At 39.1% G+C, this 25,988-nt stretch carries 25 protein-coding genes, 2 pseudogenes and 1 other annotated feature (1 of these 28 running past the window's edge); of the genes and pseudogenes, 13 read left to right on the top strand and 14 right to left on the bottom strand.

Annotated features, from left to right (window positions below; translation table 11 throughout):
• Positions 1 to 2: 2 nt before the first annotated feature.
• From spoT to trxB, 6 genes are all read right to left on the bottom strand, one after another.
• Positions 3 to 2,114: a bifunctional GTP diphosphokinase/guanosine-3',5'-bis pyrophosphate 3'-pyrophosphohydrolase gene (gene spoT, locus DES39_RS08625; RefSeq protein ID WP_121145449.1), complete on the bottom strand. Its 2,112-nt coding sequence runs from the start codon at positions 2,112 to 2,114 to the stop codon at positions 3 to 5.
• A 34-nt stretch (positions 2,115 to 2,148) separates the two neighbouring features.
• The gene (gene rpoZ / locus DES39_RS08630) at positions 2,149 to 2,439 is read right to left on the bottom strand and encodes a DNA-directed RNA polymerase subunit omega (protein ID WP_121145379.1); all 291 of its coding nucleotides are present in this window, start codon (positions 2,437 to 2,439) and stop codon (positions 2,149 to 2,151) included.
• Positions 2,440 to 2,592: 153 nt separating this feature from the next.
• A complete protein-coding gene (gene gmk / locus DES39_RS08635) occupies positions 2,593 to 3,216 on the bottom strand; it encodes a guanylate kinase (protein WP_121145380.1) in 624 nt (207 codons plus the stop codon).
• Between the two features lie 173 nt (positions 3,217 to 3,389).
• On the bottom strand, positions 3,390 to 5,063 hold the full coding sequence (gene cydC, locus DES39_RS08640; protein ID WP_121145381.1) for a heme ABC transporter ATP-binding protein/permease CydC: 1,674 nt from the start codon (positions 5,061 to 5,063) through the stop codon (positions 3,390 to 3,392).
• A gap of 4 nt (positions 5,064 to 5,067) precedes the next feature.
• Entirely contained in the window at positions 5,068 to 6,792 is a 1,725-nt protein-coding gene (gene cydD / locus DES39_RS08645) for a heme ABC transporter permease/ATP-binding protein CydD (RefSeq protein WP_121145382.1), read from the bottom strand.
• 16 nt (positions 6,793 to 6,808) lie between these two features.
• Positions 6,809 to 7,759 carry a thioredoxin-disulfide reductase gene (gene trxB, locus DES39_RS08650; protein ID WP_121145450.1) on the bottom strand — a complete coding sequence of 317 codons (951 nt, stop codon included), beginning with the start codon at positions 7,757 to 7,759 and terminating at the stop codon, positions 6,809 to 6,811.
• A gap of 401 nt (positions 7,760 to 8,160) precedes the next feature.
• Here trxB and DES39_RS08655 point away from each other — a divergent pair, with 401 nt between their 5' ends.
• The 7 genes from DES39_RS08655 to DES39_RS08685 all read left to right on the top strand — a co-directional run bounded on the left by DES39_RS08655 (position 8,161) and on the right by DES39_RS08685 (position 15,363).
• On the top strand, positions 8,161 to 9,072 hold the full coding sequence (locus DES39_RS08655) for an SPFH domain-containing protein (protein WP_121145383.1): 912 nt from the start codon (positions 8,161 to 8,163) through the stop codon (positions 9,070 to 9,072).
• A 27-nt stretch (positions 9,073 to 9,099) separates the two neighbouring features.
• Positions 9,100 to 9,561 carry an NfeD family protein gene (locus tag DES39_RS08660; RefSeq protein WP_121145384.1) on the top strand — a complete coding sequence of 154 codons (462 nt, stop codon included), beginning with the start codon at positions 9,100 to 9,102 and terminating at the stop codon, positions 9,559 to 9,561.
• A gap of 88 nt (positions 9,562 to 9,649) precedes the next feature.
• A complete protein-coding gene (locus tag DES39_RS08665) occupies positions 9,650 to 11,251 on the top strand; it encodes an ABC transporter substrate-binding protein (protein ID WP_121145385.1) in 1,602 nt (533 codons plus the stop codon).
• 176 nt (positions 11,252 to 11,427) lie between these two features.
• Positions 11,428 to 12,447: a dipeptide ABC transporter permease DppB gene (gene dppB, locus DES39_RS08670; protein ID WP_121145386.1), complete on the top strand. Its 1,020-nt coding sequence runs from the start codon at positions 11,428 to 11,430 to the stop codon at positions 12,445 to 12,447.
• A 14-nt stretch (positions 12,448 to 12,461) separates the two neighbouring features.
• Positions 12,462 to 13,388, top strand: coding sequence for a dipeptide ABC transporter permease DppC (gene dppC / locus DES39_RS08675; RefSeq protein WP_121145451.1), 927 nt, complete (start codon positions 12,462 to 12,464; stop codon positions 13,386 to 13,388).
• A gap of 12 nt (positions 13,389 to 13,400) precedes the next feature.
• A complete protein-coding gene (dppD, locus tag DES39_RS08680) occupies positions 13,401 to 14,375 on the top strand; it encodes a dipeptide ABC transporter ATP-binding protein (RefSeq protein ID WP_121145387.1) in 975 nt (324 codons plus the stop codon).
• On the top strand, positions 14,368 to 15,363 hold the full coding sequence (locus DES39_RS08685) for a peptide ABC transporter ATP-binding protein (protein WP_121145388.1): 996 nt from the start codon (positions 14,368 to 14,370) through the stop codon (positions 15,361 to 15,363). The genes dppD and DES39_RS08685 overlap by 8 nt, the downstream gene beginning before the upstream one ends.
• 77 nt (positions 15,364 to 15,440) lie before the next feature.
• Here DES39_RS08685 and DES39_RS08690 read toward each other — a convergent pair whose 3' ends face one another.
• Both DES39_RS08690 and dapD read right to left on the bottom strand, forming a co-directional pair.
• Positions 15,441 to 15,932, bottom strand: coding sequence for a YajQ family cyclic di-GMP-binding protein (locus DES39_RS08690; RefSeq protein WP_121145389.1), 492 nt, complete (start codon positions 15,930 to 15,932; stop codon positions 15,441 to 15,443).
• Positions 15,933 to 15,988: 56 nt separating this feature from the next.
• Entirely contained in the window at positions 15,989 to 16,813 is an 825-nt protein-coding gene (gene dapD / locus DES39_RS08695; RefSeq protein WP_121145390.1) for a 2,3,4,5-tetrahydropyridine-2,6-dicarboxylate N-succinyltransferase, read from the bottom strand.
• Between the two features lie 249 nt (positions 16,814 to 17,062).
• Between dapD and DES39_RS08700 the strand changes: the two genes are divergently transcribed.
• Together DES39_RS08700 and DES39_RS08705 are read left to right on the top strand one after the other, a co-directional pair.
• Entirely contained in the window at positions 17,063 to 17,521 is a 459-nt protein-coding gene (locus tag DES39_RS08700) for a succinate dehydrogenase/fumarate reductase transmembrane subunit (RefSeq protein ID WP_121145391.1), read from the top strand.
• Positions 17,522 to 17,530: 9 nt separating this feature from the next.
• A complete protein-coding gene (locus DES39_RS08705; RefSeq protein WP_121145392.1) occupies positions 17,531 to 17,887 on the top strand; it encodes a succinate dehydrogenase/fumarate reductase transmembrane subunit in 357 nt (118 codons plus the stop codon).
• A gap of 60 nt (positions 17,888 to 17,947) precedes the next feature.
• On the opposite strand, the gene manA is transcribed toward DES39_RS08705, so the two are convergent.
• From manA to DES39_RS11230, 6 genes and pseudogenes are all read right to left on the bottom strand, one after another.
• The gene (gene manA / locus DES39_RS08710; RefSeq protein ID WP_121145393.1) at positions 17,948 to 19,144 is read right to left on the bottom strand and encodes a mannose-6-phosphate isomerase, class I; all 1,197 of its coding nucleotides are present in this window, start codon (positions 19,142 to 19,144) and stop codon (positions 17,948 to 17,950) included.
• 39 nt (positions 19,145 to 19,183) lie between these two features.
• Positions 19,184 to 19,558 carry a DUF956 family protein gene (locus tag DES39_RS08715; protein ID WP_121145394.1) on the bottom strand — a complete coding sequence of 125 codons (375 nt, stop codon included), beginning with the start codon at positions 19,556 to 19,558 and terminating at the stop codon, positions 19,184 to 19,186.
• Positions 19,559 to 19,634: 76 nt separating this feature from the next.
• Positions 19,635 to 20,546 carry a PTS system mannose/fructose/sorbose family transporter subunit IID gene (locus DES39_RS08720; RefSeq protein ID WP_121145395.1) on the bottom strand — a complete coding sequence of 304 codons (912 nt, stop codon included), beginning with the start codon at positions 20,544 to 20,546 and terminating at the stop codon, positions 19,635 to 19,637.
• 17 nt (positions 20,547 to 20,563) lie between these two features.
• Complete coding sequence (locus DES39_RS08725) at positions 20,564 to 21,364, bottom strand: PTS mannose/fructose/sorbose transporter subunit IIC (protein ID WP_121145396.1); 801 nt, start codon at positions 21,362 to 21,364, stop codon at positions 20,564 to 20,566.
• 15 nt (positions 21,365 to 21,379) lie between these two features.
• Positions 21,380 to 21,910: pseudogene (locus tag DES39_RS11225) on the bottom strand (PTS sugar transporter subunit IIB); the annotation flags it as partial.
• A gap of 65 nt (positions 21,911 to 21,975) precedes the next feature.
• A pseudogene (locus DES39_RS11230) lies at positions 21,976 to 22,354 on the bottom strand (PTS sugar transporter subunit IIA); the annotation flags it as partial.
• Positions 22,355 to 22,680: 326 nt separating this feature from the next.
• Here DES39_RS11230 and thrS point away from each other — a divergent pair.
• From thrS to rplT, 4 genes are all read left to right on the top strand, one after another.
• Entirely contained in the window at positions 22,681 to 24,609 is a 1,929-nt protein-coding gene (gene thrS / locus DES39_RS08735) for a threonine--tRNA ligase (protein ID WP_121145398.1), read from the top strand.
• A 44-nt stretch (positions 24,610 to 24,653) separates the two neighbouring features.
• Positions 24,654 to 25,193, top strand: a complete 540-nt coding sequence (gene infC / locus DES39_RS08740) for a translation initiation factor IF-3 (RefSeq protein WP_121145452.1) — start codon at positions 24,654 to 24,656, stop codon at positions 25,191 to 25,193.
• A gap of 89 nt (positions 25,194 to 25,282) precedes the next feature.
• The gene (rpmI, locus tag DES39_RS08745; RefSeq protein WP_039104146.1) at positions 25,283 to 25,480 is read left to right on the top strand and encodes a 50S ribosomal protein L35; all 198 of its coding nucleotides are present in this window, start codon (positions 25,283 to 25,285) and stop codon (positions 25,478 to 25,480) included.
• A 22-nt stretch (positions 25,481 to 25,502) separates the two neighbouring features.
• Positions 25,503 to 25,856: a 50S ribosomal protein L20 gene (rplT, locus tag DES39_RS08750; protein ID WP_024496189.1), complete on the top strand. Its 354-nt coding sequence runs from the start codon at positions 25,503 to 25,505 to the stop codon at positions 25,854 to 25,856.
• Between the two features lie 64 nt (positions 25,857 to 25,920).
• Positions 25,921 to 25,988 (top strand) — a sequence feature (Phe leader region) (it continues 49 nt past the right edge of the window).

The raw sequence follows: 25,988 nt of genomic DNA on the forward strand, positions 1-25,988 counted from the left end.
GCTTAGTTGATATTGCGAGTAATATTGATGATATCTTGTTGATGGCTGATCTTGCGAATAATTTCATTAAGTTGGTGTGAATTTTTGACTTCAATATGCAAAATTACCGTATAGATCCGAGAATCTTTTTCTTCGGTATTTAACCATTGGACATTAGCTGATTCGCTAGTAATGGTTGAAATAATATGCGCTAATGCGGTGGCTGCATTATTGGTAATATCAATCCAAATTTCGGCAATAAACAGATTATCTGACGCGGGATCCCACTTAAGTGGAATGTATTTATCGGGATGATTTTGATAACCGATAATATTACGACAAGACTCATGATGAACTGAAAGGCCTTTTTCTGGGCTGACTCGGCCAACAATAGGATCATCAGGAATCGGGTGGCAGCATTTTGCAAATGAGACCAGCATTCCTTCACTACCGGTTATCGTCAGCTTTTGATCCAAGCTAGCTATATGACTGGCTTTATCGCTGTGTTCAATACCTTTCACCACAAATTGACTCATAATATTGCCTAGACCGATCTCGGCAAGTAGATCATTAAATGAATTCAATTTGGTGTAGCTAACTAGTTGATCTATTTTATAGTGTGGAATTGCTTCAATCCCACCGCGATCACTCAGCGAATAGTTTAATAATCGTTTGCCCAAGGCTACCGCATCATCATATTTAAGATTTTTTAGAGCTTGACGGATACGTGAGCGGGCTTTGGAGCTAACCACAAAATTTAACCAACCCGCATTTGGTCGACTATTTGGTGAAGTTAAGATTTCGACGGTCTGGCCATTTATTAGCGGTTGCGATAATGGGTAGGGCTTACGATCAACCATGGCTCCAATGCATTGATGACCAATATCGGTATGTACAGCATAAGCTAAGTCAACAGCTGTAGCACCTTCTGGTAGCTCAACAATACGCCCCTTTGGGGTAAAAACATAAATTTCTTTGGGGAACAGATCTGATTTGACACTTTCGATAAATTCAAATGAATTACCGACATTTTGTTGCAGCTCAAGAATATTTTGCATCCAACGCTGTGCTTTAATTTGCGCTGTTGTATTGTTACGCTCATCATTTTTGTTATATACCCAATGTGCAGCAACGCCCATCTCGGCCATTTTTTCCATATCTTCAGTGAGAATTTGCACTTCAACCGGAACGCCATGAGGGCCAATTAATGAAGAGTGTAGCGACTGATAACCGTTGACTTTAGGAATCGCGATATAATCTTTGAATCGATTGAGACGTGGTTTATATAAATTGTGTACTAACCCTAAAACTCGATAGCAACTATCGATATCTTTGACAATAATGCGAAAGACATAAATATCCATAATTGAATGAAAACGCTGTTCTCGCAGTTGCATTTTTTGATAGATGGAGTAAATGTTTTTTTCAATACCTTCGACTTTGGCATTGATATTCGTGAGGAGCAAACGATCTTTGATATCGAGTAAAATTTGTTGAATTAATTCTTTGCGCGTTTGCCTAGCTTCCTCAATTACCTTCTCAATAACATGAGCACGATTTGGATGCATAGCTGTAAATGCTAACACCTCAAGCTCCGTTTTGATATGATGAATACCTAGACGATGGGCTAATGGTGTATATATTTCCAACGTTTCTTTGGCAATACGTCGGCGTTTATCAGGCCTTAGTGAACCAAGTGTTCGCATATTATGCGTGCGGTCCGCCAATTTGATTAAGATGACCCGAACATCTTTAGCCATCGCTAGCACCATTTTACGAAAATTTTCGGCTTGGGCTTCTTGGCGATTGCGAAATTTGAGCTTATCTAGTTTTGATACGCCTTCGACGAGTTGGGCAACATCTTCACCAAACTGTTCTACCACATCTTGATAAGTAACGGGTGTATCTTCAATGGTATCATGCAATAAAGCTGCGGTAATTGCCTCAAAATCAAGTTGCATATCGGCAAGTATGCAAGCAACAGCGACAGGATGAGTAATATAAGGCTCACCGCTGCTACGAAACTGACCATTGTGCGCATCATAAGCAAACACATAAGCATCCCGGATTTTTTTAACCTGCTTATCGGGAAGGTAGAGTGTTATTAACTGTTCTAATGGTGCAAAATATTGCATATTAGCTGGCATGTTTATGATGCTTAATTATCAATTAGTCGTATGAAGGCGTATTTTCAAATAAAATTGTTTCATGCAGGATTGAGCGAGTATCGGCAGTTTCTTCCTGACGAGCTTGATAATCTGCGGTATCAAGAATTTGTTTATTAATAAGTCCTTCTTCAATTTCACGTAAAGCAATGACTGTCTCTTTGTCATTTTCTTCTGCGACCAAAGGTGCTTTACCTTCTGCCTGTAACTGATGGGCACGTCTTGCCGCAACTAAAACTAAATCAAATCGATTACCAATTTTATCCACCGCATCTTGAACTGTTACGCGAGCCATACTTACCTCTATAATTTATTAATTAATATTTTTTCAAAATCAATCGTCAATTTTACTTAAATTTACTTAAGAATGCTATGGTTATTTAAATTTATATCCAAAATCTTTAACTTATACTGACAAAAGGCCATTATCAAGCTCAATCAATACTCTTTAATTCGTTAATAATTGGTCAATAATTGCCTGATTAACTAAATTTTGTTTATCTGTTGATAAACTTTCTGCTTTGATAATAGCAGACAAGTTTGCAAGAGAATCATCAAAATCATCATTAATAATTAAATAATTATACTCGTTATAATGAGACATTTCAGATTGTGCTTTTGCCATTCTTTTGGCTATGATCTCAGCGGAGTCTTGTTCACGTTTAATCAGCCTTTTTTCGAGTTCGATTAACGATGGCGGCAGAATAAAAATACTTTTTGCTGTCGGCATTTTATTCCTGACTTGCCGCGCACCTTGCCAGTCAATATCTAAAAATACATTAATTCCATTTTTAAGATACTGGTTAATCGCTGCTTTTGAAGTGCCATAATAATTGTCGAAGACTTTAGCATATTCGATAAATTCATCTTGTTGAATTAACGTTTCAAACTCATGATGGTCGACAAAATAGTAATGCTCAGCGTGATTTTCACCGGGTCTTGCGCTGCGAGTAGTATGCGAAATTGATACGCGTGCAGCGGGTGAATTAAGTTGTTTCAAATAAGCATTAATAAGGCTGGATTTGCCTGCACCACTTGGTGCAGAGACAATAAAAAGTGTTCCTGTATACATACGTTTCTTTCTTTTATTAACTTGACGTTATTATTCATGAAATTGTGGCAAAATAAAAGAATTTGCGGTTAAAACCTGAATAAATAATTACTACGGTGATTAAAACGGCAACTACTTTCAATAATAGTAACTCTTAAGTTGATGTTAATTACATCATAAACATACTGTGTTGACTAATTAGCACTTACTTCTGTTAACTGCCTATTTTCTAACATCAATGTCCGGTCAAATAACGTGTTTTGAATCAATCTATGGGTGACTAAAATTAACGTTTTCTCGCTGTAACATTTTTCTAAAATGGCCAAGATTTGTTGTTCTGTCTGGGCATCTAAACTCTCAGTGGGCTCATCCATTAACACTAATGGCGCATTATGTAATAGCGCCCTTGCTATACCAATACGGCGCTTTTCACCACCAGATAGTGCTCGGCCACTCTCACCAAGCCAGAGATTAAGCCCATCACGACTCTCAATTAATTTGTCGAGTTCAACACTTCTTAGCACGTCAATGAGCTGCTCATCAGTCGCGTGTTGATTGCCAATAAGTAAGTTATTACGTAGCGTATCACTAAAGATAGTAATTACTTGTGGAATGACGACTATTAACTGACGTAAGGTGCTTTCATCAAATTGATTGATATTGATATCATTTAATAAAATATTGCCTTTTGTTGGTTGCCAAGCACGAGTAAATAAACTCAATAAGGTCGATTTACCACATCCTGTTTTACCTATCAAAGCAATATGTTCGCCTTGTTTGATCGTGACATTAACTGCTTCAAATACATGAAAAGGCTGATTAGGGTATGTAAAAGCAAGATCATCAATTTTAATATTACAGCGCGTCATATCGGTTACTTTCCCATCATCAGGAAAAATAATATCGGGGGATTGTTCCATCAGTTCATTCATACGTTTGGCTGAACCTAATACTTGGCCTAAAAATAAAAACGCGCCAGGAATCGGTGCCAGAATTTCAGTGCACGATAAGCCCAGAAAAATGAATAATGCAATAATTGGTCGATCAAAATTAGCAATACCATTTGCAGTTAAGCTAATTATTAGTAGAGTCATAAAACCAATGATTAATAAAATAAGTGCTGTCGATAAACTCAGTAAATTCGCCTGTTTCTTTTGATTCAATAACCAATTTTGTTCGATAGCGTCAAGTCGCTGACGATAATGAGATCTAGCATTAAATAACGTTAACTCCGCTTGCCCTTGTAAGTAACTCACTAAGCTTTGGCGGTATTCGCGCTGTTGCTGTGTAATTTGCCCACCGAGTGATTTACCTGCTTGATAAAAGATAAGCGGCACCGCTAAGATTGTTGCTAGTAAAATCAAGGTAATGACTAAGGCGACGGTTTGGTCGAAATAACTCAGCGAAAAATAGATCGCAGCAGTAATCAATAAACCGCTAATAATTGGCATAAATAATCGCAGATAGAGATGATCTAAGTGATCAATATCGGCGATGAATCGATTGAGTAAATCAGCTTTTTGGTACTGTTGCAGCTGCAATGCACTAAGTGGCAAGATCTTTTGAAAAGCGGTGGTTCTTAAATATGATAAAATTTTAAAGGTCGTATTATGATTGACTAACCGCTCAAAATAGCGCGCTGCGGTTCTGATAATTGCCGCTCCTCTTACGCCTGCGGCTGGTAGCATATAGTTAAATGTGTATAAACCGGCCACACCAACAAAGGCAGTAGCCGATAAAAACCAACCGGATAAGGAGAGTAAAAAAATACTAGCACCTAACGCCATCAGCACTAAAACGACACCGAGAATAATTAACCCTACATAGTGTCGATAAAGTTTAATATAAGGTAAAAGGGTTTTTAACATGATCTTACTCCCTTTTCTCAAGGTTAATTTGGTGATTATGAAGACGCCAAATCTGGTTAAATGACATCTCTTGGGTCATTTGGTGAGTGACCATTATCATATTACAGGCTTGATAATTATTAGCTAAAATCGTTTCAATCTCGTGCGCAGTTTGTTTGTCTAAGCTTGCTGTTGGCTCATCAAGTAAAAGTAAGTGACAAGGCTTAAGTAGCGCTCTGGCTATTGCGATACGCTGAGCTTGACCAACGGATAATCTAACTGAGTCTTCGCCAATTGCGGTATTTATTCCGTTCGGTAGCTGATTGATAAAATCTTTTAGCTGTGATTGTTTAATCACATTGTCGATCATCTGCTCAGTTGCGTTTGGATTGGCAAGTAAAATATTATTGCGAATGGTATCATTAAGTAAATAAGGACTTTGACCAATCCAACTTAACTGCCTACGCCATTTTTCAATATCGAGTGTTTCAAATTCAATGCCATTGATCTTAAGTGAACCCTGATAAGGTAAAAATCCGAGTAAGACATTGAGTAAAGAGCTTTTACCTTCACCACTTATCCCCATTAAGGCTAGGCGAAAAGGGGATTGTAACTCGAAGTTTAACGGTCCAACAATCGGCTGTTGATCCGGCGATAAAATCACTAAATCTTGTGCGAAAATGGTATTGATGTTATCAATGGTTAAGCCCGCTTGCACACTGTCATCATGGACGTTTTGCTGATGATTTTGTGTTAAAAAGGTTTCGATATTATCACTCGCCGCAATAGCTTGTGCTTTAGCATGATAATAGGTACCCAAATCACGTAAAGGTTGAAAAAATTCAGGCGCTAATATCAATGCAAAAAAACCGGCAAATAAAGTTATAACGCCATTATAAGCGCCAAAATTGAGTTCACCGAGATAGGAAAAACCAAAGTATACCGCAACGACTGCGATGGAGATTGAAGCAAAAAACTCTAACACCGCCGAGGATAAAAATGCCATTTTAAGCACACTCATGGTTTTATGGCGAAAATCTTCCGCTGCTTGATGAATTTCCTCAGTTTGTTTTTGGCCTTGATTAAATAGGCGAATTGTTTGTAAGCCTTTTAAACGATCTAAAAAATGACCGCTTAAATATGCCAATGCTTTGAAATTTTTACGGTTAACATCGGCAGCGCCCATACCCACAAAAATCATAAAAATAGGAATTAAAGGGGCAGTGCAAAGTAAGATTAACGCAGCAGCCCAGTTGAAGGGCACAATTGCAATTAAGATGAGCATCGGTACGATTGTGGCTAGGCGCATTTGTGGTAAATAACGTGCATAGAAATCTTGCAAATCTTCCACTTGTTCAATCAATAATGTACTTAAACCGCCACTAGTATGTTGGTTTATCGTCGCAGGCCCACCTTGCTCTATTTTATTAATGAGTTGTTGGCGAATACTTTGACGTAGGTTTTGTCCTAACAAAAAATTGACCTGTTCGCGCGCATAACTTAATACAGCTCGAAAGATAAATAGACTTGCAAGTATTATTAATGGCGTAAATATAGCGCTGACATTTACTTGATTTATAATTAAATCTTGTAAGATTAGCGCGAATAACGCGGCTTGAGCAACGATACATAAAGCAGAAATAAAGCCAGTTAAAACAGAAAGCTTCAATAAGTGCTTATGCTGCTTTGCTTGTTGTTTTAACCAACTTAATAAATGCTTTTGACGTTTTTTATCTAAAGATGTCGACATAACGATTTAAATAGACTTATAAGTTATCAAGGTAATGTTCGGCATCGAGTGCAGCCATACAACCAGTGCCGGCTGAAGTGATTGCTTGGCGATAGGTATGATCCATTACATCACCTGCGGCAAAAATACCTTCAATGCTAGTTTGGGTTGCATTGCCTTTTAAGCCAGATTTTACTTTAATATAACCGTTATCAAGTTCTAACTGATCGCCAAATATGCCGGTATTCGGTTTATGACCAATTGCTATAAACACGCCAAGCACATCGATTTGTTCTGTTTTGGTCATATCTTGCGTGCTTCTCACACGAACAGCGGTAACACCCATTTCATTACCTAACACTTCATCAAGTGTTTGATGTGTATGTAAAATTATTTTACCTTGTGCGACTTTTTCCATTAAACGGCTAATGAGAATTTTTTCAGCTCGAAATTCATCCCTACGATGAATTAAGTGGACTTCGCTGGCGATATTGGCAAGATAGAGGGCTTCTTCAACTGCTGTATTACCCCCACCAACAACGGCGACTTTTTGGTTACGGTAGAAAAAACCATCGCACGTTGCGCAAGCTGACACGCCTTTGCCTTTAAATACGTCTTCTGAAGCTAAACCAAGATATTGTGCACTAGCACCTGTTGCAATAATTAATGCATCACAGGTATAAAGGGTTTCGCCACCATAAAGTTTAAATGGTTTTTGGCTAAAATCGACTCGCTCAATATTATCTAACACAATTTCAGTTTCAAAACGCTCAGCATGTTCACGCATTTTACTCATTAGGTCTGGACCGGTTAAGTCAACAGCGCCTGCTGGCCAGTTCTCAATTTCTGTTGTTGTGGTTAACTGACCGCCCTCTTGCATGCCTGTGATTAATACCGGATGTAAATTTGCTCTGGCAGCATAAATTGCCGCAGTATAGCCTGCTGGACCTGAACCTAAAATCATCAGACGAGAGTGTTTATTTTTCATTTTGTACTCCTGATATTCGTTATAACCAAAATATTGGGCTAATTCTAACATGATTACTCATTATTGCCTGCTATTGTATTACATTGGTTGATTTTTACTATGGAGTTTATGGATTATATTAATAGGTGATTTATTAAATTGATTAACTTACCAGCGCATAGGTATGTTTTGGCTCATCATGTTGCTGCTATTTTGCCTCGATTTTTATACTTGGCAATATGCTAAGGAATACCATGCTTTATTTTGATAATCGAACATATTAACTGTAATTAGGTAATTGATTTTTAGTTAGATAACACATAATTATTTAGTGTATTGGTATATAAACGCTATGAAAAAACTGCATTACAGATTAAAATAAATCCGCATTTTAATCATTAAAATAAATAAGAGAGTTTTTTATGCCTATATTTTTTATCGTTATTTTAGTATTAGTGTTACTAGCATTAGTTACAGTATTTAAAGCAATTACTATTGTTCCACAGGGATATCAATATACTATTGAACGATTTGGTAAATATACCCATACTTTAGAGCCAGGTTTAAATATTCTTGTTCCGTACATGGATGGAATAGGTCGTAAAATTAATATGATGGAACAAGTGCTTGATATTCCTTCTCAGGAAGTGATTTCAAAAGACAACGCCAATGTGACTATTGATGCGGTATGTTTTATTCAAGTGCAAGATGCAGCGCGCGCAGCTTATCAAGTTAATCATTTAGAACGTGCGGTCATTAATCTAATGATGACAAATATTCGTACAGTTTTAGGGGGTATGGAACTTGATGAAATGTTGTCACAACGTGATCATATTAATACTCGTTTACTGGGTATTGTTGATGAAGCGACAAGCCCATGGGGCATTAAAATTACCCGTATTGAAATTCGTGATGTGCGCCCACCCGCTGAGTTAATCGCAGCGATGAATGCGCAGATGAAAGCGGAACGTAATAAACGTGCTGAAATTTTAGATGCTGAAGGTGTTCGTCAAGGTGCCATTTTACGTGCTGAAGGTGAAAAACAATCAGAAATTTTAAAAGCTGAAGGTGAACGACAAGCAGCATTTTTGCAAGCAGAAGCGCGTGAACGTGCGGCAGAAGCTGAAGCGAAAGCAACGCAGATGGTATCGGAAGCAATTGCGGCGGGTAACATCAATGCCATTAACTATTTTGTTGCACAAAAATATACTGATGCTTTACAAGCCATTGGCTCAGCAGAAAACAGCAAAATCATTATGATGCCACTTGAAGCGTCCAATTTAATGGGTAGCATTGGCGGTATTGCTGAATTAATAAACGAGTCAAAAAAATAATATCGAATAATATTTGAGAATCATGTAATGAATGAATTTTTATCAGCAATATACACAAGCCCTCATTGGGTATTTATTGCCCTAGGGGGCGTGTTACTGATTATTGAATTACTTGGTACGGGTGGTTATTCACTCTGGAGTGGCATTTCAGCATTGATTGTTGGAATAATTGCTTGGGTAATACCGGTCTCATGGGCATTTTTGTGGATTTTATTTGCCATTTTCACTTTACTCACGGCTTATGTATGGTGGGTGTGGTTAAAAAAACATGGCGGCGATAAAGCTCAAAAAGGGACACTCAATCAACCGCAAAATGATCTGCTGGGCATTACAACGGAGGTCGTTGAGGCTATCCATCACGGACGTGGTCGCGTAAAGATCAAAGATGGTACGTGGTCTGCAACTTGTGATCATGATGTAGCTGTCGGTGAAATGGTGACCGTTGTTGGTGTTGATGGGATTATCCTAAAAGTTGTTCGAGTCAGTTAATCAATAAAAAGGTCACCTATGGGTGACCTTTTCTATTCTAGGGTATCTATATTTTTATCAATATGTAAATAAAAGGTAGGGTAATTTAATGTCATATAAGCGTCAATTTATGTTGAGTATTGGCCTGCTTGCAATGATGGCAAGTAGTCAGGTTTATGCTGCTGGAACGCTAGTTTATTGTGCTGAAGCATCACCGGAAAGTTTTAATCCTCAGTTAGTTTCAAGCGGTATTTCAATGGATGCTGGTGCTGTGCCGGTCTATAACCGTTTAGTCGATTTTAAGTTGGGGACTACTGATATTGAGCCAAGTCTAGCTAAATCATGGGATATTAGTGAAGATGGAATGACTTATACCTTTCATTTACGCGATGACGTCAAGTGGCATAGCAATAAAAGCTTTAAACCCAGCCGAAATTTAAACGCTGATGATGTGATCTACTCTTTTATGCGACAAAAAGACAGTAACCACCCTTACCATAAAGTCTCTGGTGGGCAGTATGAATATTTTACCAGTATGGGGATGGATACGTTAATCACCAATATTGAAAAAGTTGATGATTATACGGTTGTGTTTCACCTTTCTCAACCAGAAGCGCCATTTTTAGCGGATATGGCAATGCCATTTTCTTCAATTTTATCCGCAGAGTATGCGGATGCAATGATGAAAGCCGGCACACCTGAAAAAGTTGATTTAGTGCCAATTGGTACCGGTCCTTTCAACTTTGTACAGTATCAAAAAGATTCGCGTATTTTATATAAAGCAAACGACAGTTATTTTGGACCAAAAGCAAAATTAGATCGTCTGGTTTTTACTATTACACCTGATGCTGCGGTTCGTTATGCTAAATTGCAAAAAGGTGAATGTCAGGCAATGCCATATCCGAACCTTGCCGATCTTGAACGTATGAAGCAAGATCCCAATATTGTGGTTAACGAAATGGCAGGGCTAAATATTGGCTATTTAGCTTATAATATGGATAAACCACCGCTAGATAACGTAAAAGTCCGTCAAGCCTTGAATATGGCCGTTAATAAGCAAGCGATTATTGATGCGGTATTCCAAGGCGCAGCTGAGCCGGCTAAAAATCTTATTCCACCAACGATGTGGGGATATAACGATAAAGTCGAAGATTATCCATATGATACAGCGAAAGCAAAACAATTATTAAAAGAAGCTGGATTAAGCGATGGTTTTACCATTGATATATGGGCAATGCCTGTGCAGCGTCCTTATAACCCAAATGCACGCCGCATGGCAGAGATGATTCAAGCGGATTGGGCAAAAATTGGTGTGACAGCGAAAATTGTTACTTATGAGTGGGGTGAGTATCTCAACCGTATTCGTAATGGTGAACACGATACCGTATTAATCGGCTGGGCTGGCGATAATGGTGATCCTGATAACTTCTATTCGGTTGTCATGAGCTGTGATGCGGTAAAAGCGGGTTCAAACTATTCCCATTGGTGTGATAAATCATTTGATGACTTATTACAACAAGCTCGCGTTGAACCAGATCATAACAAGCGTATTGCCATTTATGAGCAAGTGCAAGTGGATATGAAAGAACAAGCACCAGCACTAATGATTGCACATTCAATGGTGTATATGCCAATTCGTAAAAACGTAAAAGGATACATTATGGATCCTTTATCGTTACATAATTTTAATCAAGTAAGTCTTGAAAAATAATGTCACCTTAAAAGCGCTACCAAGTTGGTAGCGTTTTTTAAATATGTTTGATGTTATACGTTATTCGACAATCCTATCATATAGTTCATTTTTAGGGTTCATATACTCTTAACGTGTTGATAGTTGAATAATACGATAAGTAAAATGATTAATAATAAAGCAAGAGCAAAGTCCCTATGTTGCAATTTATTCTCAAACGTTTAAGTCTGGTGATTCCCACATTTTTGGGGATTACGATTCTTACTTTTATTTTTGTCCATCTTATTCCCGGTGATCCGGTATTAATTATCGCGGGTGAACGCGGATTATCGCCAGAGCGACACGCGGAACTCATCGCTCAATTAGGCCTTGATAAACCGCTTTATGTCCAATATTTTGACTATTTAGTCGGCATTTTACATGGCGATTTAGGTGTCTCTTTTAAAAGCCAAGTCCCTATTTGGGATGAGTTTTTACCAAGATTTAAAGCCACGATGGAGCTAGGCATTGGCGCTATGATCTTTGCTGTCGTTTTGGGGATCCCTATCGGAGTCTTAGCGGCGGTCAAACGCGGCTCGGTTTTTGATCATACCGCCGTTGGCTTATCGTTGACTGGCTATTCAATGCCGATATTTTGGTGGGGAATGATGCTGATTTTATTGGTGTCAGTACACTTTGACTTAACCCCTGTTTCCGGCCGAGTGAGTGATATTATTTTTCTTGATGATGAAAATCCATTAACCGGCTTTATGCTAATTGATACTTTTATTTGGGGGGAAAGCGGCGATTTTACCGATGCACTCTTGCATCTGATATTGCCTTCGATTGTGCTAGGCACCATTCCCTTAGCTGTCATTGTTCGCATGACGCGTTCATCTATGCTTGAAGTACTCAGTGAAGATTATATTCGTACAGCTAGGGCAAAAGGGGTTAGCCATTTGCGTATTGTGTTAGTGCATGCACTACGTAACGCCATGATTCCGGTTGTGACGGTGATCGGTTTACAGGTGGGCACCATGTTATCTGGCGCTATTTTAACTGAAACTGTTTTTTCATGGCCCGGTATCGGCCGATGGTTAATTGAAGGCCTACAACGACGTGACTATCCCGTTGTACAAAGCGGCGTATTGATTATTGCGACATTAATTATTGTCGTTAATCTGGTGGTTGATGTGCTATATGGCCTGATTAACCCACGCATTAATCATAGAAAATAAGAGTATTTATGCAGATGAATAAAGAAACGTTAGTTACAAAAGCAACGCTTTCTCAAGAGGTTGCGGGTAATGCACCTCAAGCGATGACGCCTTGGCAGGAGTTTTGGTTTTATTTTACTAAAAATAAAGGCGCAGTCGTTGGGCTAGTCTATATTATTATCGTTATTTTAGTGGCTATTTTGGCGAATTTTATTGCCCCTCATTCACCTTCTGAGCAGTTTCGTGATATGCTGCTGGCGCCACCAGCTTGGATGAATGGTGGGAGTTGGCATTTTATTTTAGGCACTGATGATGTAGGCCGAGATATTTTATCAAGATTGATTTATGGTGCGAGATTATCCTTACTCGTTGGTTGTTTGGTAGTCGTTATCTCCTTAGCGATTGGTATTACCCTTGGTTTAGTTGCGGGCTACGTCGGTGGATGGATTGATAACGCGATCATGCGCGTCGTCGATATTATGCTCGCTTTACCAAGTTTATTATTGGCGTTGGTATTAGTTGCGATATTTGGTCCTTCGATTATTAATGCATCGGTAGCACTGGCATTTGTTGCCTTACCACATTATATCCGCTTAACTCGAGCCGCTATGCTCTCTGAAGTCAATAAAGATTATGTGATTGCCTCTAAAGTAGCAGGCGCAGGCGCATTAAGACAGATGTTCATTAATATTTTACCTAATTGCTTAGCCCCACTTATTGTACAAGCGTCTTTGGGTTTCTCTAATGCGATTTTAGATATGGCAGCATTAGGGTTTTTAGGTATGGGCGCTCAGCCACCCACACCAGAATGGGGCACGATGTTAGCGGATGTTATGCAGTATGCCCAAAGCGCTTGGTGGATTGTGGCATTTCCGGGACTGGCAATTTTGATGACAGTGCTCGCCTTTAACTTGATGGGTGATGGTTTACGTGATGCCCTCGATCCTAAATTGAAACAATAGGGAGGGATAGTCATGGCTTTATTAGAGATAAATGAATTATCTGTACAGTTTGGTGAGTTTAAGGCGGTCGATCGCATTAGTTACCAAGTTGAGCAAGGACAGGTGGTTGGTATTGTTGGTGAATCGGGTTCAGGCAAATCGGTGAGTTCTCTGGCTATTATGGGATTGATTGATTTGCCTGGTAAAGTCAATGCCCATGCGCTGCATTTTGATGGGCGTAATTTAAAAACTATTTCGGCAAAAGAGCGGCGCAAAATCGTCGGCGCTGATGTCGCGATGATTTTTCAAGATCCGATGACTAGCTTAAATCCTTGCTTTACGGTTGGCTATCAAATTATTGAAGCATTGAAAATTCATCAAGGTGGCAGTAAAAAAGCGTTAAAATTACGAGCCATTGAGCTGCTTAATTGTGTTGGGATCCCCGATGCCGAAAATCGTTTAAATGTTTATCCACATCAATTATCAGGGGGAATGAGCCAGCGTGTAATGATTGCTATTGCAATTGCTTGTAATCCTAAACTGTTAATTGCGGATGAACCAACAACCGCATTAGATGTGACGATTCAAGGGCAAATTATCGAGCTACTACTCAATTTACAACGTGAGAAGAATATGGCATTGGTGCTCATTACCCATGATTTGGCATTAGTATCAGAAGCAGCTGACAAGATTATTGTGATGTATGCTGGGCAAGTGGTTGAAGTGGGTAGCGCTGATCAGATCTTTAAGTTACCTCGGCATCCTTATACGCAAGCGTTATTGCGCTCTTTGCCTGAATTTACGCAAGATAAAGCTCGGCTTGATTCGTTACCTGGCGTGGTACCCGGCAAGTATGACAGGCCGGTAGGATGCTTATTAAATCCACGTTGTTTATATGCTAACGATAAATGCAAAACGCAAGAACCGATGCGACAAGATGATGGTCAAGGGCGGCAAGTGAAATGTCATTATCCCTTGAATGATGAAGGCAAGCCAAGATATGAATAAAATGGATACTAATGACCAATTATTACTAGATGTGAGAGACTTGAAAAAATATTATCAAGTTAAAACTGGTATATTTAACAAACAAGTTCAGCAAGTTAAGGCTGTTGATGGCGTATCATTTACGCTGGAAAAGGGCAAAACGCTGGCCATTGTGGGTGAATCGGGTTGCGGTAAGTCGTCGTTAGCTCGCTTATTAACGATGATTGAAACCCCTACATCGGGTGAGTTATATTTTAAAGGTCAGAATTTACTCACATCCGATCATCAGGCCGAAAAATTACGTCGACAAAAAATTCAAATTGTCTTTCAAAATCCCTATTCATCGCTTAATCCGCGTAAAAAAGTCGGTGCGATTTTAGAAGAACCATTACTGATTAATACCGATTTATCAAAAGATGATCGTAAAGCGAAAGTGCTGTCAATGATGGCGAAAGTCGGATTGAAAGAGGAGTTTTATTCACGTTATCCGCATATGTTCTCTGGCGGCCAGCGTCAACGTATTGCGATTGCAAGAGGATTGATGCTTGAGCCTGAGATTTTAGTTGCAGATGAGCCTGTGTCTGCGCTCGATGTCTCTGTGCGCGCCCAAGTATTGAACTTAATGATGGATTTACAAGATGAATTAGGTTTGTCATATGTGTTTATATCGCATGACTTGTCTGTTGTTGAGCATATCGCTGATGAGGTGATGGTGATGTACTTAGGGCGCTGCGTTGAACAGGGCACAAAAGCCATGATTTACGATAGTCCTAAGCACCCTTATACTCAGGCCTTATTATCGGCAACGCCACGATTAAACCCTGAGTTACGACGAGAACGTATTAAGTTAGAAGGGGAGCTACCTAGTCCATTGACCCCCCCAAAAGGCTGTGCATTTAATGCACGCTGCCGTTTAGCGTTCGATAGGTGCACGCTAGAGCAACCCCACTTAGTCGATTATCAACAGCATCAAGTTGCTTGTTTTTACATTGATGAGCAGCGCGGCTAGCAATTAGGCAATTACGTATAACCATTACCATGAAAAGGTAATGGTTATGGCACAATCATGCTAAGTGTGAGTGGATATTAATCTCTGAAATTATTAAATTGAAAGGGTTGCTCAAGATCAGCATTTTTAACTAGTGCGATAGTCGCTTGCAGATCATCGCGTGCTTTACCGGTGACGCGTACTTGTTCACCTTGTACTTGTGCTTGCACTTTTATTTTACTGTCTTTGATTAATTTGATCAGTTTTTTAGCGATTTCTTTATCGATACCTTGTTTGAGCTTTACTGTTGTCGAATAGGTTTTACCACTATGTTCGAGATCTTCTGGTATCTCAAGTGCTCCGCCATCGATGCCACGTTTAGCTAATTTATCGCGCAAAATATCGAGTAGCTGCTGAACTTGGAAGTCTGATTCACTCGATACTTTGATGCTTTCATCTTTTTCATTCAATTCAAATGATGCCGGTATATTGCGAAAATCCCAACGAGTCGTCAGTTCTCGCGTCGCATTTTCAACTCCATTACGAACTTCTGGCATATCAATTTCTGATACAATATCAAAAGAAGGCATATGATTTACTCCTGTAAATTAAATTATCGCCATATAATATGGCGATAAGATCGAAATTAATCAATAGTACGAAGTAATTCGTTAATACCCACTTTGCCACGTGTTTTGGCATCGACTTTTTTCACGATAACGGCGCAGTATAAGCTATATGAACCATCTTTAGATGGTAAGTTACCTGATACCACCACTGAGCCAGCAGGCACTCGACCATAAAAAACTTCGCCTGTTGCACGGTCATAAATTTTGGTACTTTGGCCAATGAAAACACCCATTGAAATCACACTGCCTTCTTCAACAATAACGCCTTCAACAATTTCACTACGCGCGCCGATAAAACAGTTATCTTCAATGATTGTTGGATTAGCTTGTAATGGTTCTAACACACCGCCAATACCTACGCCGCCTGATAAATGAACATTTTTACCAATTTGCGCACATGAACCCACTGTCACCCATGTATCAACCATGCTCCCTTCATCAACATAAGCACCAATGTTAACGTATGATGGCATTAGTACCGTATTACGTGCAACATAAGCACCTTTACGTGCAATCGCCGATGGGACAACCCGGAAACCTTCTTGTTTAAAACGCGCTTCGTCGTAATCAGCAAATTTTAATGGCACTTTATCGTAATAATTTGTCTCACCACCATCAATAAGTTGGTTTTCATTAATACGGAATGATAGTAACACGGCTTTTTTTAACCATTGATGGGTAACCCAGTCGCCATTAATTTTTTCGGCAACGCGCATTTTTCCGCTATCGAGTAAATTGATTGATTGGTTAATGGCATCGCGAGTAACGCTATCAACGTTGCTTGGAGTAATGTCGGCACGACGTTCAAATGCCGCTTCAATGATAGTTTGTAATTGTTGCATGGTTCTTAATCCTTTTACTACGCAAGATGTTTGCGTGGGTTTAGTGAGTCTAGCTTAATAGTATAATATAAAACACGTTACTTTTTAATCATTCACATTTTTTTCTTATAATAGTTGGCAGATCATAATAGAAAATAATTATGTACATTTATTTTTTATATTTAACGGCTAATTTAAATTTTATATTGTTATTTAGCAGTTTTTTAAAACTGACTATATGATCGTGCATAAAGCAATTACAGCTGTCATATGTTACAATATGCGTTAAGAATCATTTTAATGGAACTCTCTTCAATGCGTTACAATCGGCCAGATAAACCCGTTGAGCAATCCGCTTTTATCAAACATTCCGCATTACGTCATCATGTATACTATCTAATTGGGCAATCTAATGCTTTTTTTATGCTTTGGATCAGCATTATACTGATGTTTGGCGTTATCTGTGCTCGCCCCAATGAAATTGGGCAAACCGAGTTTTATCGCTTTATTTTTTTCTTACAAAACCCAATTGTGGTTGTGCTCAATAGTTTGGCGTTACTTGCGGCATTATATCACTCAATCATGTGGTTCAATTTATTTCCGAATGTGTCTTTGCTAAAGCCGACAGCATCCAAGCAACGAAGTATTTTATTGATAATATCTGTATGGCTATTTGCCATCGTTGTGTCTGTAATATTGCTTTTGCTCGTTTTTGGTTATTTTAAATAAGGAACAGGTATGATGAAAAATAAGCAACGACAGCTAACCAATCCCAATCAATCAGACCCAAGTTTATTCTTAAAACTTTGTGGCTTCTGGGCAGCGATTTTTGCGCCGGCGATGATTGTTATTATTGCTTTTATTATTCCGTTTGGCGATGTGATGACGCGTAGTTATATTTTAAAGTTGATGGGCATGCCAGCGGTTAAATTGTTTTTGTTCTTGATGATTAGCCTGCCGATTTGGTATGGATTGTACCGCGTGTTAGCTGTTTTACATTATTTTAATCTTTACCCGCACCGTGAAAAATTGCTGACTTATGGATTAGCGTTGGCATGGACATTACATGCCGGGTATATTTTATTTATGAGCTAAAGGTGATTATCTGGCAATGCTGCTTAGCGTATTGCTTTAGCTCAGTTTAACGATGATATGTTAATTGGTATGATTGAATGCTCTGGCGAGCAAACCTTTGCCTTGATAGTCAAATTTACCAGCACAGTAGGCAATAAAAACTGACTCTCCTGCCGTGATAGTCACGCGATTAGTTACAGTTGATAGTGTCACTTTGCCTTCTAGACAAAAAATAATTTCGGCACTGCGAATGAATTGTGAGCATTGTTGCTCATCGCTATTGATGATTTCAAACGCAAAATCGTTCACCGGCACGGGAAAATCAACTTTATTATCCTGTTGAACTGGTGTTGTCAGTAATTGCTCAGGTACAATGCTGTGAAATGTTGTGTTATCAAACAGCTCATCAATATCAATATGTTTACTCGTTAGCCCAGCTCGTAGTACATTATCAGAGTTGGCCATAATTTCTAGCCCAGTCCCTTGCAGATAGGCATGGGGCGTTTGCGCCTTTAAAAACATCGCTTGATGGGGTTCTAATCGAACGAGATTGAGAATTAAAGGTGAAAATAGCCCACTATCATTTGGGTATTGTAAGGCCATGTTTTTGATTGTTGTAAACGCAATCTCATGTTTATGTTCAATACTGGATAACAAGGCGGATATTGCGTGTTGCTTCTCATCATAATTTAAAGACAATATGCTATGAAAAAACGTCTTTAACCCATTATCCGTACGATCGTTTGCAAAGGTCTGAATATATTTCTCAAGCACTGGAATCGTTAATTGTGTGAATAATTCGATAATTTCAGCTATTGGCCGAAATCCATTCATCGCCCAAAATGGCGTTAAGGCATAGATTAACTCCGGTTTATGATTCGCATCTTTGTAATTTCGCGTAGCTGAATCTAAAGGGATACCTAATTGGTTTTCCTTGAGATAACCGAGTTTTGCTTTTGATAATTCTGGGTGCACCTGAACCGATAGTGGCATTTGTGCAGACAACACTTTAAATAAATAGGGCAGCCCATGATAACGATGATAGGTTTGTGCGCCAAGTATTGCTAATGGATCGTCAGCAATTAGTTGGTCGAGTTTTATTTTTGAACCATCGGCGCTTATTGCTGTTGATGTGCCAGCAGGGTGTGCGCCCATCCATATTTCTGCTTGTGGTAGATTGGTTGGATTACTGATGTTAAATAGCTCAGACAATGCTGTTTTAGAGCCCCAGTCGTAATTTTTTATGGTGTTATCTAATTTCCACATTGTATATTGCATAGTATTCCCCATAAGTATTGAAATAGATGGCGATGGCACTTAATTTTTCGGTTTTTTCTTTTTAAAGGCACGAATGATGATATCAAAGAATCCTAATGATCTCACCATTTTAGGGCCTTCAATATAAACTCGGATTGCCCTTAGCACTTTTTTAGACTCTTTTGATGCGAATGTAAATGAACCATTGCGTTTAGTTTGAATTGTGTAACGAGGAATCCATCGACCACCAAACATGACCGATGCGATAACATAGTCGACTTCTTCCCAGGGGATTTGAATATATTTACGGCTATCACGGCTATGGTAGAATTCAAAAGCCTGATCGCCAACCATGATCTCGCCATATTCGGATAAGCCCATAAAAGCGGTTCCTTTAATAACCAAGTCCACTTTTGTATTTAATGATTGAACCATTGTTACTCACTTTGATGATAAAGACGATAAAAAAGCCTAGATAAACTAGGCTCTATATTATTATGGTACTAATGAATTATAAAAGACCAATTAGGTGACCTGCAATACCGACGATAAATAATCCAAGGATGATAGCGATCGGTGACACTTTACGTTTTAATAACCACATGCACAAAAATGTTAACAGTAATGGCATGAGCCCTGGAATGAGCTGATCTAAGTTATTTTGCAAGGTTGTGACCTTGTCTTGGGTAAGCGCTAAACCTTGTTTAACTTGCAGGAATGCATCTTGTATCCCTTGACCACCTGCTGGTAATTGATCCCAATCAATAACTGCTTTGGGATCGAGTTTCACCACCGAGATGATTGGCTTAAAGTCAATTGATACCCATCTTTGTACCAAAGCGGCTAGCACAAACATACCCAGTATAGAGGCGCCTTTAGTAATTTTTTGCAGTAAACCACCAGACAGATTGTCGGTAATTTTAGAACCGGTACGATAACCAAACTCTTGGGTGTACCACATAAAGCCCCAACGAATGATATTCCATAAGACGAAAAATAGAATGGGTCCCATAATATTACCGCTCATGGCAAGTGATGCGCCAAGTGCGCCAAGCATAGGTCTGACTGTAAACCAGAATACCGGATCACCAACACCGGCTAAAGGCCCCATCATCCCAACTTTAACCCCTTGAATGGCAACATCATCGACAGCCGCGCCATTCGCGCGCTCTTCTTCTAGTGCTAAGGTTACACCTAATATTGGCGAGGCAAGATAAGGATGCGTATTAAAGAACTCTAAGTGACGTTTTAATGCCGCAGAGCGATCTTCTTGTGTTTTATACAGCTTTTTAATAGCCGGGATCATAGAAAATGCCCAACCGCCATTTTGCATGCGTTCGTAATTCCAAGAACCTTGTAAAAAAGTTGAGCGCCACGCAACAGACAGACGATCACCTTTAGTTAGTTTAATTTTTTGTTCCATTTTTTATCCTCCAGTTCTTAGTAATCATTTAAAATATCATCAAGTGGATCACCAGTGTTGCCACCGTTCGATGAATTACCACGTTCTGAAAGATTGAGATAAATAAGTGCTAAAGCAATACCTAAGGCACCAAGTGCAATCAAGGTTAATTGTGATATTGCCGCGACAACAAAACCAATGATAAAAAATGGCCAGACTTCTCTATTTGCCATCATGTTAATTACCATCGCATAACCAACAGCAACTACCATACCGCCACCAATAGCCATACCTGTTGTTAACCATTCTGGCATAGAATTTAGTGCTGCTTGCACCGCTTCAGCCGGAATAAATATGAGTGCCGTTGCCGGAATTGCGATACGTAATCCCTGTAAACAGATAGCTAAAATTTGTAATAATTCGATTTTGCGAATACTACCGTGTTCAGCCGCGGAATCCATCATATGCACGAGTGGAACCGCAATGGTACGCACAATCATCGTTAAGAATAATCCTGCTACAGCAAGTGGAATCGCAACCGCGATAGCTGTTGATACACCGGCAACACCTTGACCACTTAATACTAAAATAATGGCCGAGGCAACCGATGCGAGTGCAGCATCGGGCGCGACAGCGGCACCAATGTTAGCCCATCCTAAGGCAATCATTTGTAATGTACCGCCGAGGATAACACAGGCGGTAAGATTGCCAGTGACTAATCCAATTAGGGTACACGCAACGAGTGGCTGATGGAATTGAAATTGGTCTAAGATGCCTTCCATTCCTGCTAAAAAGGCAACAAATATAACCAATATAATTGAAATAATTGATAAATCCATAATTAACCTCTTGAGTTATTTTTTTTGCTCAGCTAATTCCGTTTTCGCTTTTTTCAATAATTCATCAAGATTATCTTGTGAGTCATTGGGTACTTTACGAATATCGAATTTCACATTTTTTTGTTTGAGTTGTTCGAAAGCAGCAATATCATTGTTATCTAATGAAATCACTTTACTTACCACCACTTTACCAACAGAGTGCGCCATTGATCCAATATTAAGTTCGTTAATTTCAAGGCCACCATCCATTGCACGTACCACATCTTGCGGGTTTTCAAATAATAGTAATGCTTTTGTTGCGCCAAAACGCGGATCGTTGGCAACTTCAATGATTTTACTAATTGGAACGACATTAGCTTTTACGCCTGGGGGGGCCGCTTCTTCAATTAATTTTTTACGCAGAGTATCTTTTGCCACGCCATCGGATACAACAATGATCCGATTTGGATTGGTTGCTTTTGTCCAAGCGGTTGCGACTTGGCCATGTAATAGACGAGAATCGACTCGAGCAAGTACGATATTGATTTTACCATTACCAACAACGGTACTCGTTGATGCACGTTCTTTATTGGTTGCGGATTTATCACTCTTTGCGATAACTGCATTAGTATTAATACCGTCTTTTGCGGGCTCCAGAATTTGTGTTGCAATTTCAAGTGCTGATTCAGATGAAAGCCGAGCGGAATAAGCTTCGATAAGCATCGGGAGATTTAAACCAGAAACAATAAGCCATTTACCTTGGTGTGAATCACACAAACCATTAGCCTGATTAAATGGCGTTCCTCCCCATAAATCAACTAAAAATAGCACTTCATCTTGATTATCGAAAGTTGCGATTGCATCTTTCATTCTTTCTTTTAAACTTTCAGGACTATCACTTGGGTGTAAAGTAACGGCTTTAACGTTTTCTTGTTCACCAAATATCATTGAACCTGATTGTAGAATACCATCAGCAAAGTCACCATGACTTGCCAGGATTATTCCTACCATTTTACCTCCTATTTATACACATCACCGATTGGCGGTGTAAATTGTCTGAATTTCAAAATTGTGATGACTTTAATAAAAGTATTTGTTGTACAGCTTTAAATATGGCATCGCCATTTTTACAACAGATTCACAACTTATACTTATAATATACTCTTTTAAAAGTTAAAATGCTGTTAACTATGTCATAAAACGGCTATTTAAATACTGTAAAATAAGTGCTATACTGCGCGGTCATAAAATTTGTATTCAACAGAATTTAAAACTGAGCTTATTATATGTGCGCTTTCGTGTGGCGCACCACTGTAGTAAATCGTTAAGGAATTACCATGCCAATTATTACTCTTCCTGACGGAAGTCAACGTCAATTTGAACAAGCAGTTACTATTCTTGAAGTTGCTCAAAGCATTGGAGCTGGGCTTGCTAAAGCCTGCATCGCGGGTGTTGTTAATGGTGAGCGCAAAGATGCTTGTGATTTAATTAACCAAGATGCGACACTTGCCATTATTACCGCTAAAGATGATAACGGACTGGAAATTATTCGCCACTCTTGTGCTCATTTGCTCGGGCACGCTATCAAGCAACTTTGGCCAAATACCAAAATGGCCATTGGTCCAACGATTGATAATGGTTTTTACTACGATGTTGATTTAGATCACACGCTAACACAAGAAGATCTTGATGCGCTTGAAAAGCGTATGTTGGAACTGGCTAAAACAAATTATGATGTTGTGAAAAAAGTGGTAACGTGGCAAGAGGCATATGATGTGTTTACACAGCGTAATGAGCCTTATAAATTAGCTATTTTAGATGAGAATATTGCTAAAGATGCAACGCCGGCTTTATATCATCATCAAGAATATATTGATATGTGTCGCGGTCCTCACGTGCCTAACATGCGTTTTTGTCATCATTTTAAATTACAAAAAATTGCAGGTGCCTACTGGCGGGGTGATAGTGATAACAAAATGTTACAACGTATTTATGGTACGGCATGGGCGGATAAGAAACAACTTGATGCATACCTGCAATTTTTAGAAGAAGCCGCTAAACGTGATCACCGCCGTATTGGTAAACAACTTGATTTGTATCATATGCAAGAAGAAGCACCCGGCATGGTGTTTTGGCATAATGATGGTTGGACTATCTTTAGAGAACTTGAAGCATTTGTACGCTTAAAGTTAAAAGAGTATCAATATCAGGAAGTAAAAGGTCCATTTATGATGGATCGTGTGCTGTGGGAGAAAACCGGGCACTGGGCAAATTATAAAGATCTAATGTTTACCACATCATCGGAGAACCGCGAATATTGCATTAAACCAATGAACTGCCCTGGTCATGTCCAGATTTTTAATCAAGGCTTAAAATCATATCGCGATTTACCATTAAGAATGGCTGAATTTGGTAGCTGTCATCGTAACGAGCCATCGGGGTCTTTACATGGCTTAATGCGTGTTCGTGGCTTTACGCAAGATGATGCCCATATATTTTGTACAGAAAGCATGATTCGCCAAGAAGTGAACAGCTGTATTAAGATGGTTTATGATATGTACAGCACTTTTGGATTTAAAGATATTACTGTTAAGTTATCTACTCGCCCTGAAAAACGTATTGGTCGTGAAGAAGCGTGGGATATTGCGGAAAGAGATTTAGCTGAGTGCTTAACTGAAAATGGTATTGAATTTGAGTATCTTCCCGGTGAAGGTGCATTTTACGGTCCAAAAATTGAATTTACACTTCACGACTGCTTGGGCCGTGCTTGGCAGTGTGGTACGGTTCAGTTAGATTTCATGTTGCCAGATCGCCTTGACGCCAACTATGTTGGTGAAGATAATGATAGACATACTCCAGTAATGATTCACCGAGCTATTTTGGGATCAATGGAGCGCTTTATCGGTATCTTAACTGAAAACTGTGCAGGATTTTTCCCTACCTGGCTGGCACCGACTCAAGTGGTGGTGATTAATATTACTGATAATCAAGCGGAATATGTTAAAACGTTAACTGAGAAACTACAGCAAGCAGGTATTCGCGCCAAGGCTGATCTCAGAAATGAAAAAATGGGTTTTAAAATTCGTGAGCATACTTTAAAACGTGTTCCTTATATGTTGGTGTGTGGTGATAAGGAAGTTGAGACCGGAAAAGTTTCAGTTCGTACACGCCAAGGTAAAGATCTTGGTAGCTTTGAAGTCGAACATGTTGTAGAATTGCTACAAAACGAAATTCGTACTCGTTCTTTGGATCAAATCGGTGAATAGGCTGATTTGATTTTATTATTGTTATTTGATTGGAGGATTTAGGTATTAAAGCTGGTAAACGTATTCAAACAACTCGTGCACATAAGATCAATGATGAAATAGCTGCACAGGAAGTCCGATTGACGGGTGTCGAAGGTGAACAGCTCGGTATCGTTAGTTTACATGAAGCGATAAAACAGGCTGAAGAACTTTCTTTAGATCTGGTCGAGATTAGCCCTAATGCCGAACCACCCGTTTGTCGTCTTATGGATTACGGCAAATTCATCTATGAAAAGAGCAAGGCAACAAAGGAACAGAAGAAGAAACAAAAAGTTGTTCAGGTTAAGGAAATTAAATTCCGACCTGGTACAGATGAAGGTGACTATCAGGTAAAACTCCGCAGCCTGATTCGCTTTCTTGAAGATGGTGATAAAGCCAAAGTTACACTACGATTCCGTGGTCGTGAAATGGCTCACCAACAGCTAGGCGCTGAAATGCTTGATCGCATTAAAGATGATTTAGCTGATTTGGCTGTCGTTGAATCGTTTCCAACTAAGATTGAAGGACGTCAAATGATTATGGTGCTTGCACCGAAGAAGAAATAATAAGGTTTTAGCAAGTTTACTGTTATTTTTTTGATAATTGTAACACCTTTTATTTTATATCATTAACAATGCGGATGTGGAAGTATATTATGCCAAAAATTAAAACTGTACGAGGCGCAGCAAAACGCTTCAAAAAAACAGCTTCTGGTGGGTTTAAACACAAGCAAGCAAACAAGAGTCATATCTTAACTAAGAAATCGACAAAACGTAAACGTCATCTACGTGGTCTTACCATGGTTTCAAAGGGTGATTTAGGTTTAGTCAAAGCGTGTATTCCACACGTTTAATTAATTTTTTAAGGAGATAGTTATGGCTCGTGTTAAACGTGGAGTTATTGCTCGTGCACGTCACAAGAAGATTTTAAAGCAAGCAAAAGGTTATTATGGTGCACGTTCACGTGTATATCGTGTTGCATTCCAGGCTGTAATCAAAGCTGGTCAATACGCATATCGTGACCGTCGTCAACGTAAACGTCAATTCCGTCAATTATGGATTGTACGTATCAATGCAGCAGCACGTCAATGTGGTTTATCTTATAGCCGTTTTATTAATGGTTTAAAGAAAGCTTCAATTGAAATTGATCGTAAAATTCTAGCTGATATTGCGGTATTTGATAAAAATGCCTTTGCCGCTCTTGTTGAAAAAGCAAAAGCAGCATTATAGTGTTTGGATTGAGGCCGAGTTATTTCGGCCTCAATTTTATTTTGATAATAAATGTGGACTAGTTGATTATATGAATGCAGTTTTTTTTCGTTTCTTTTTTAGCTTAATGAAATGAGTTCATTTTGAGGCAGA

The sequence above is a fragment of the Orbus hercynius genome, assembly GCF_003634275.1.
GTDB classification, from domain to species: Bacteria; Pseudomonadota; Gammaproteobacteria; order Enterobacterales; family Orbaceae; genus Orbus; species Orbus hercynius.